7 protein-coding genes are annotated in these 7,774 nt (G+C 67.6%); 4 read left to right on the top strand and 3 right to left on the bottom strand.

Annotated elements, in window-relative coordinates; translation table 11 throughout:
- Window positions 1-102 precede the first annotated feature (102 nt).
- On the bottom strand, window positions 103-1,599 hold the full coding sequence (locus tag AC5E6L_RS12545) for a M48 family metalloprotease (RefSeq protein WP_491773705.1): 1,497 nt from the start codon (window positions 1,597-1,599) through the stop codon (window positions 103-105).
- 264 nt (window positions 1,600-1,863) lie between these two features.
- Between AC5E6L_RS12545 and AC5E6L_RS12550 the strand changes: the two genes are divergently transcribed.
- The 3 genes from AC5E6L_RS12550 to AC5E6L_RS12560 all read left to right on the top strand — a co-directional run bounded on the left by AC5E6L_RS12550 (window position 1,864) and on the right by AC5E6L_RS12560 (window position 4,807).
- Complete coding sequence (locus AC5E6L_RS12550) at window positions 1,864-2,514, top strand: thiamine diphosphokinase (RefSeq protein ID WP_491230407.1); 651 nt, start codon at window positions 1,864-1,866, stop codon at window positions 2,512-2,514.
- Window positions 2,515-2,580: 66 nt separating this feature from the next.
- A complete protein-coding gene (locus tag AC5E6L_RS12555) occupies window positions 2,581-2,841 on the top strand; it encodes a hypothetical protein (protein ID WP_491230408.1) in 261 nt (86 codons plus the stop codon).
- Window positions 2,842-2,986: 145 nt separating this feature from the next.
- Window positions 2,987-4,807, top strand: coding sequence for an ABC-F family ATP-binding cassette domain-containing protein (locus AC5E6L_RS12560; protein WP_491773711.1), 1,821 nt, complete (start codon window positions 2,987-2,989; stop codon window positions 4,805-4,807).
- 54 nt (window positions 4,808-4,861) lie between these two features.
- Here the strand turns inward: AC5E6L_RS12560 and phbB are convergent, their stop codons facing one another.
- Complete coding sequence (gene phbB, locus AC5E6L_RS12565; protein ID WP_491773708.1) at window positions 4,862-5,584, bottom strand: acetoacetyl-CoA reductase; 723 nt, start codon at window positions 5,582-5,584, stop codon at window positions 4,862-4,864.
- Between the two features lie 93 nt (window positions 5,585-5,677).
- Window positions 5,678-6,853, bottom strand: coding sequence for an acetyl-CoA C-acetyltransferase (locus AC5E6L_RS12570; RefSeq protein ID WP_491230803.1), 1,176 nt, complete (start codon window positions 6,851-6,853; stop codon window positions 5,678-5,680).
- A 243-nt stretch (window positions 6,854-7,096) separates the two neighbouring features.
- Between AC5E6L_RS12570 and phaR the strand changes: the two genes are divergently transcribed.
- Window positions 7,097-7,708: a polyhydroxyalkanoate synthesis repressor PhaR gene (gene phaR, locus AC5E6L_RS12575; protein ID WP_491230802.1), complete on the top strand. Its 612-nt coding sequence runs from the start codon at window positions 7,097-7,099 to the stop codon at window positions 7,706-7,708.
- Window positions 7,709-7,774: the final 66 nt, after the last annotated feature.

Here is a 7,774-nt window from a genome sequence, read left to right on the forward strand (position 1 = left end):
TCTGTCGTGCCGGCGCTCCCGTGTAAAACCTGCCCCATAGGCCTTGCCATCCATGATGGATCACTCAATAACGCGATTCCACCACTCCACGGGACTGAACAGCTAGTAAGTGACGGCCTTGTAGTACTGGCCCTCGATCACCCGCTCGTCGGACCCAAGTCCGTTCAGCACGCGGAAGAAGCCCGCCCGGTCGGTGCTGCCGCGCATGCCGCGCGATAGGCTTGCGACCGTGTCGCCGTCGCCCGCACGCACGATGCGGATGCGCAACGGCTTCAACTCGGCCTTCTCGCGCGCCGACAGAAGGCGCAGTCCGGTGCGGCTGCTGCGCGCCAGTGCGGCCATGGTGGACGAGCCCGCCGGCGCCGCCACGAGGATGCGATAGACCCGCCCGCCGGCGCGAACGACGCTCACATCGAACGCCCAGCGACCGACGGTCGCCTGCCCAACGGCCGCATCGAGGCCGTTGACCGTCGTCGCGCGCACGCTCGACCGGTCGAGCCCCTCGACCCAGCCGCTGAGCAGATAGTCCGTCAGCGGCTCGCCGCGCGGCACGTCCACCCCGTCGAAACGGATGCCGGCGCCGTCGCTCACCCGTGCCGCGAGCACCGCCTCGGGCCGGTTCTCGATGTTGAAACCCTCCGGGAAATCGAAGGCGATGCCGAGATCGGGATGCGCGTAGGTGCGGCCGCGCACATAGCCCTCCTCGGGGCTGTCGCCGAACAGCATGCCGTCGATCCCGGCCAGATAGGGGCGCCTGCCACGGTCGCCGACGCCCCGGTCGCCGAACGTGCGGGCATGGCCCAGCGCCAGCGCCACGCGCTGCGGCGTCGAGGGGTGGGTGGACAGGAAGTCGAGGCTGTTCTCCTGGGCGTTCGAGCCGCTTCGGAATGCGTTGAAGGCGCTCATCGCCTTCTGGAAATCGGCGGCCGCGTAGGGATCGAAGCCCGCCTCGCCCATCGCCGCGATGCCGATCGCGTCGGCTTCAAGCTCCTGATTGCGCGAGAACTGCGCCAGCGCGACCTGGCCGCGGGCGAGCGCCCTTTGCCCGGCTGCCTTGTCGGACAGGACGTCGGAGACGACGCGGCCCGCCAGCTCCGCCTCGGCCTCGCGCTGCTGCCGCAGCACGCCGTGATTGGCCGTCACATGGGCCATCTCGTGGGCGATCACCGCCGCAAGCTCGGCCGAATCGTTGGCCACGGCCAAAAGACCGCGCGAGACATAAAGATAGCCCCCCGGCAGGGCGAAGGCGTTGATCACCGGAGAATCGAGGATCGAAATCTGATAGACTTGGCCCGGATTGTCGGAGACCGTTACCAGCCGGCCGACAATGCCGGCGACCATGCGCTCAAGCCGCGCGTCGGAATATTCGCCGCCATAGGAGGCCAGAATGCGCGGATGCTGCGCCGCCCCGATGCGCGCCAGCCGGCCGGTCCGCACGTTTTCGGCGATCACCGGCCGCGCCGAGGGCGCAAGGTCGGCGTCAAGGCCCATATTGATCAGCGAGGTGCAGCCGGTCAGCCCGAGCGCCACGCCGGCGATCAGAACGGCAAGGCCGAAGCGGCCCGTCGCTCGCTGCCAGGTGCGATATGGTCGGTACATCGCGCGCCGCCTCTCATGCGGCACGCCCATGCCGCATCCCATCCGGGCAAACAGCCCATTGCGTGGTTAAGGCCCGGTTAAACGGGCCGGGAAGCGCTCCCTGTGGCCGCCAATTCTGGCGAAAGCGCGTCCGATGGCCGCCGCCTGTCCCCCAGATAGGCCGCCAGCGCGCCATTTGCATGTCCGTTCGGCGATTGGGTGGCCGGGCCGACCGATCCCCTTGGCGAGATGACAGAACGCTCTGAAAGCGCGATAAGCGGAGCCATGATCGACGCATCCGACCGTTTCGCGATCCTGCTGGACGGCGAACTCGCCCCCACGCCCCGACTCGCCCGGCAGATCGCCGGCGCGCGCGCGATCGCCGCCGATGGCGGCATGCGCCATGCCGCAGCGCTCGACCTGGAGCCCGAACTTTGGGTCGGCGACTTCGATTCGGCGCCCCCCGGCCTGATCGCCCGGCACCGTGATGTCGCGCGGCAGGATCATCCGGTCCGCAAATCCGTCTCGGACGGGGAACTGGCGCTCATGCGGGCGCTGGAACGGGGGGCGAGGTCGCTTGTCCTGTGCGGGGCCCTGGGCGGCGGGCGCACCGATCATGCGCTGTTTCACATCATGCTGGCGGTTCGGCTCGCCGCGCAGAAGGGCGTCGGGATGCTGCTGACGAGCGGCCGCGAGGAGGCCATGCCGCTCCTGCCCGGCGCACCGCTCGAACCGGACTTGCCGGCCGGCACGCCGTTCTCGATCATTCCGTTCTCGCATCTGTCGGCACTGAGCATCGAAAACGCCGACTGGCCGCTCGACCGTATCGAGGTTGCCATGGGCAGTTCGCACACCCTGTCGAACCGCGCCGGCGATGGCCTCGCGATCGCCCTGGGGCAAGGCACCGCCGCGCTGGTCGCAACCTTCGATGTGTGATACCGGACACATTGCGAGCTTAATTGCGCGCTCTATTTGGCGCAGACGCAACAGGAGACCGAGCCTATGAAACCCGCATTGACGATCGCCGCCGTCGCCGCCGCCGGCATGCTGGCTTCCGCCTGCACCACCACCGAGCAGCGCGCTGCGGCGGGCGCGGCCATCGGCGGCGGTGTCGCCGCGGTGACCGGAGCGAGCGCGGGCGGCATCGCCGCCGCCACGGTCGTCGGCGCCGGCGCCGGCGTGCTTCTGGACACGCTCGATGACGGCCGCACATGCCGTTACCGTGATGTGGACGGCACGACCTATATCGCGCGCTGCCCGTAAGGCCGGCCACGCCAGCCAGGGATCGGCCCGCCGCACCGGCGGGCTTTTCGCTGCGCGCCGTGCGATGGTGCTCGGTGCGGCTTGATTTTGCCGCGCCCGGGCCGCACATGCGCATCGATCCAGACCGACGGACGATGCGATGGCCATGCCGGCGCCGCTTCTGCGGCTCGAAGACATTTCGCTGAGCTTCGGCGGCAAGCCGCTGCTCGCCGCCATCTTCGCCTCGGTTCACCAGGGTGACCGGATCGCGCTGGTCGGCCGCAACGGGTCGGGCAAGTCGACGCTTTTGAAGATCGCCGCCGGCCTGGTCGAGCCATCGTCGGGAGAGGTGATCACCGAGCGCGGCGCGACGATCCGCTACCTGCCGCAATCGCCCGATCTTGAAGGTTCGGGGACACTCGGCGCCTATGCCCGCGCCGGGCTCGGCCCGCTCGACGATCCCCATCGCGCCGACCGGCTGCTGCATGCGCTGGGGCTCGATCCCGAGCGCCCCCCGGCCAATCTTTCCGGAGGGGAAGCCCGCCGCGCCGCGCTGGCCCGAACGCTGGCGCCGGCGCCCGACCTGGTCCTGCTCGACGAACCGACCAACCATCTCGACCTGCCGGCCATCGAATGGCTGGAGGGCGAGATCGCGCGCATGGCCTCGGCGCTGATCGTCATCTCGCACGACCGGCGTTTCCTTGAAAACACGACCACCGGCACGCTGTGGCTCGATCGCGGCAAGTTGCGCGCGAACCGCAAGGGGTTCGGCGATTTCGAGGCATGGCGCGACACGGTGCTCGAAGAGGAAGAACGCGACTTGCACAAGCTCAAGCGCGCGATCGTGCGCGAGGAGCACTGGCTGACCTATGGCGTGACCGCGCGGCGCAAGCGCAACCAAAAGCGGCTCGCCGGCCTGCACGATCTGCGCCGCCGTTTCCGCGACCATGAGCACGCCTTGGGCGCGGCGAAGCTCGAAGCGAGCGATACGTCCGCGTCCGGCAAGCTGGTCATCGAGGCCGACAGCATCGCCAAGGCGCTCGGCGGCAGGGCGCTGGTGCGCGATTTCTCGCTGCGCGTCCATCGCGGCGACCGGATCGGTTTCATCGGGCCGAACGGGGCGGGCAAGACGACGCTGATCGGGCTGCTGACCGGCGCACTCGATCCCGATGCGGGCACCGTGCGCCGCGGCGCCAACATCGCGCCGGCCATGCTCGACCAGCGCCGCGCCGCGCTCGACCCCGATGAAACGCTCGAACATTTTCTCACCGACGGACGCGGGCAGAGCCTGGTCGTCAACGGCCGGCAGAAGCATGTCGCCTCCTACATGAAGGACTTCCTGTTCAAGCCCGAGCAGGCGCGCACGCCGGTGCGCGACCTGTCGGGCGGCGAAAAGGGGCGGCTGGTGCTCGCCCGGCTGCTGGCCCGGCCCGCCAACCTTCTCGTGCTGGACGAGCCGACCAACGATCTGGACATGGAAACGCTGGAGCTTTTGCAGGAACTGATCGCCGGTTTCGACGGCACCGTGCTGCTGGTCAGCCACGACCGCGATTTTCTGGACCGCACCGTCAACGCGGTGATCGCGCCCGACGACGACCGGCCCGGCCACTGGCTTGTCCATGCCGGCGGCTATTCGGACATGGTCGCCCGGCGCAAGGCGGCGGCGGCACCCAAGGGCGCGGGCGAAAAACGCGCCAGTGCGCCGAAGGACGGTTCGCAAGGGCAGGACGGCCCGGCCCGACCCGCGCGCAAGCTCTCCTACAAGCAGAAATACGCGCTTGAAACGCTGCCGGGCGAGATGGACGCGCTGGCCGCCGAGATCGCAGCGCTCGAAGAACGGATGGCCGATCCGGGCTTGTTTGCCCGCGATGCGGCCGCCTTCGACCGCGCGGCGAAAGCGCTCGAAGACAAGCGCGCCGCGCACGCCGCCAAGGAGGACACGTGGCTGGAACTGGAGCTTTTGCGCGAGGCCGTCGAAGGCAGCTGAGCGGCCCGACCGGGATGAAGGGGCGGAGCGGAAAAGCCGCTCCGCTCTATCCGCTCAGCCGAAGAACTGGGCGCCGTTGGCCGAGATCGTCGAGCCGTTGATGAAGCCGGCATCGTCTGAGACCAGGAAGGCGACGCAGCGGGCGATTTCACCGGGCTCGCCGAGCCGTCCGGCCGGGATCTGCGCGATGATCGATTCGCGCACCTTTTCGGGCACGGCCATCACCATCTCGGTCGCGATATAGCCCGGGCAGACCGCGTTGACCGTGATGTTGCTGCGCGCTCCTTCCTGGGCGAGGCTGCGCACGATGCCGATGTCGCCGGCCTTGGTCGCCGCATAGTTGGCCTGGGCGAACTGGCCCTTCTGGCCGTTGACCGAACTGATCACGACGACGCGGCCGAACCTGCGCGCGCGCATGCCGGGCCAGACAGGGTGGATGGTGTTGAAGACGCCGGTCAGGTTGGTGTCGATCACATCCTTCCACTGGTCGGGCGTCATCTTGTGGAACGGGGCGTCGCGCGTGATGCCGGCATTGGCGACGACAATCTCGATCGGGCCCAGATCGGCCTCCACCTTGTCGATGCCCGCCTTGGATTCATCATAGTCGGCGACGTTCCACCTGTAGGTCGCAATGCCGGTCGCATCGGTGAAGGCCCTGGCCTTTTCGTCATTGCCGGCATAGGTCGCCGCGACTTTATGGCCGGCCCCCTTCAGGGCCTTTGAGATCGCCTCGCCGATCCCGCGCGTTCCCCCCGTGACAAGCGCTACTTTGCTCATAACCGTCTCCCTCCCTGATATTTGTTGTTCGTCGGTCGTTGTTCGTCGGTCGAAATGGTCACGACCGACGACCTGCGAACCACGACCGCCTCCTCAATCCCGCTCCACGCACATCGCAACGCCCATGCCGCCGCCGATGCACAGCGTGGCAAGGCCCTTCTTGGCGTCGCGCCGGGCCATCTCGAACAGGAGCGTGTTGAGCACGCGCGCGCCCGATGCGCCGACCGGATGGCCGATCGCGATCGCCCCGCCATTGACGTTGACGATATCGGGGTTCCAGCCCATGTCCTTGTTGACCGCGCAGGCCTGGGCGGCGAACGCCTCGTTGGCCTCGACCAGATCGAGATCGTCGACCTTCCAGCCCGCCTTTTCGAGCGCCTTGCGCGAGGCGGGGATCGGGCCGGTGCCCATGATCTGGGGATCAACGCCGGCGGTTGCCCAGGAAGCGATGCGGGCCATCGGCGCAACGCCGCGCCTTGCCGCTTCGGCGGCGGTCATCAGCACCGCGGCCGCGCCGCCATCATTGATGCCCGAGGCGTTGGCGGCGGTCACCGTGCCGTCCTTGTCGAAGGCCGGCCGCAGCTTGCCCACGCCGTCCATCGTCACGCCTTGCTTGATGTATTCGTCCTCCTCGACGACGATGTCGCCCTTGCGGTGCTCGACCGTATGGGCGACGATCTCGTCCTTGAACCTGCCGGCCTTTTGCGCCGCTTCCGCCTTGTTCTGGCTGGCGACCGCGAATTCGTCCTGCTGTTCGCGGGTCAGTTGCCATTGCCGCGCCACATTCTCGGCGGTGTTGCCCATGTGGTAGCCGTGGAACGCATCGAGCAGCGCATCGCGCAGCATCGTGTCCACCAGCTTGACGTCGCCCATCTTGGTGCCGCCGCGCAGGTGCTGGCAGTGCGGGGCCATGGACATGGATTCGTGCCCGCCCGCAACGATGATGTCCGCATCGCCATTGGCGATCTGCTGCATGCCGAGCGCGACGGCGCGCAGGCCCGAACCGCATAGCTGGTTGATGCCCCAGGCGGTTGTCTCCTGCGGGCAGCCGGCCGCCATTGCGGCCTGGCGCGCCGGGTTCTGGCCCTCGCCGGCGGCCAGGATCTGGCCCATGATCACCTCGTCGACCTCGGCCGGATCGACGCCGGCGCGCTCCAGCGCCCCCCTGATGGCGGTCGCGCCCAGCCGGTGGGCGGGCACGGTGGCGAAAGACCCGTTGAACGCGCCAACGGGCGTGCGCGCGGCGCTGGCGATGACGATCGGTTCCATTGTCTGAACTCCCTGGACAAGTCGCGTTGGACATGGGTGGCAAACTGCCGGACACGCGGCAAATGTGCCACAGCTTATCGCCGTTTCATATTGGTTCAAAGGGCTATGCCGTCTCGCCGCCGCCGCTTTGGTGCAATGCAAGAAACGCTTTGAATTTGATCGGGCGACCGACTATTGTCCGCTGCACCGGAAAGGGTCGTCAGGGGCGCTGACGGGAACGGACGGACCTGAAGGGAGGTGTCCATGGCCAAGAACGATGGCGCGACGATCATCAAGAAGTACGCCAATCGCCGCCTCTACAATACGGGAACCAGCACCTATGTGACGCTCGACGACCTGGCCACCATGGTCAAGGAAGACGAGGACTTCATCGTTCAGGACGCCAAGTCCGGCCAGGACATCACCCATTCTGTCCTCACCCAGATCATCTTCGAGCAGGAGGCCAAGTCCGGCCAGACCATGCTGCCCGTTTCGGTGCTGCGCCAGCTCATCTCCTTTTACGGCGACCAGATGCAGATGGTCGTGCCCAGCTATCTGGAACACTCCATGGCCGCCTTCTCCAGGGAGCAGGAGCGCATCCGCGAGCAGATGACGTCGATGATCGGCAAGTCGCCCATGGACGTCATGGCGGCCAGCCAGCAGATGTTCGGCGAGCAGACGCAGCGCAACATGGCCCTGTTCCAGGAGGCCATGAAGATGTTCAACCCGTTTGCCGTCATGTCCGAAATGCAGGCCAATGCCGAAGCGCCCGGCGACGGCGACGGCGCCGGCGCTGGCCGCGAAGGAGGCGATGACCTTCAGGCGATGCGCGATCAGATCGCCGAAATGCAGCGCAAGCTGGATCGGCTGGGCTGACGCGCCCGGTCGCTAGAGCGCGTCCGGCGAAGGTGGAATCACCGGAGCCGATAAGACAAGCGACAA

It is taken from the genome of Roseitalea sp., from assembly GCF_984466335.1.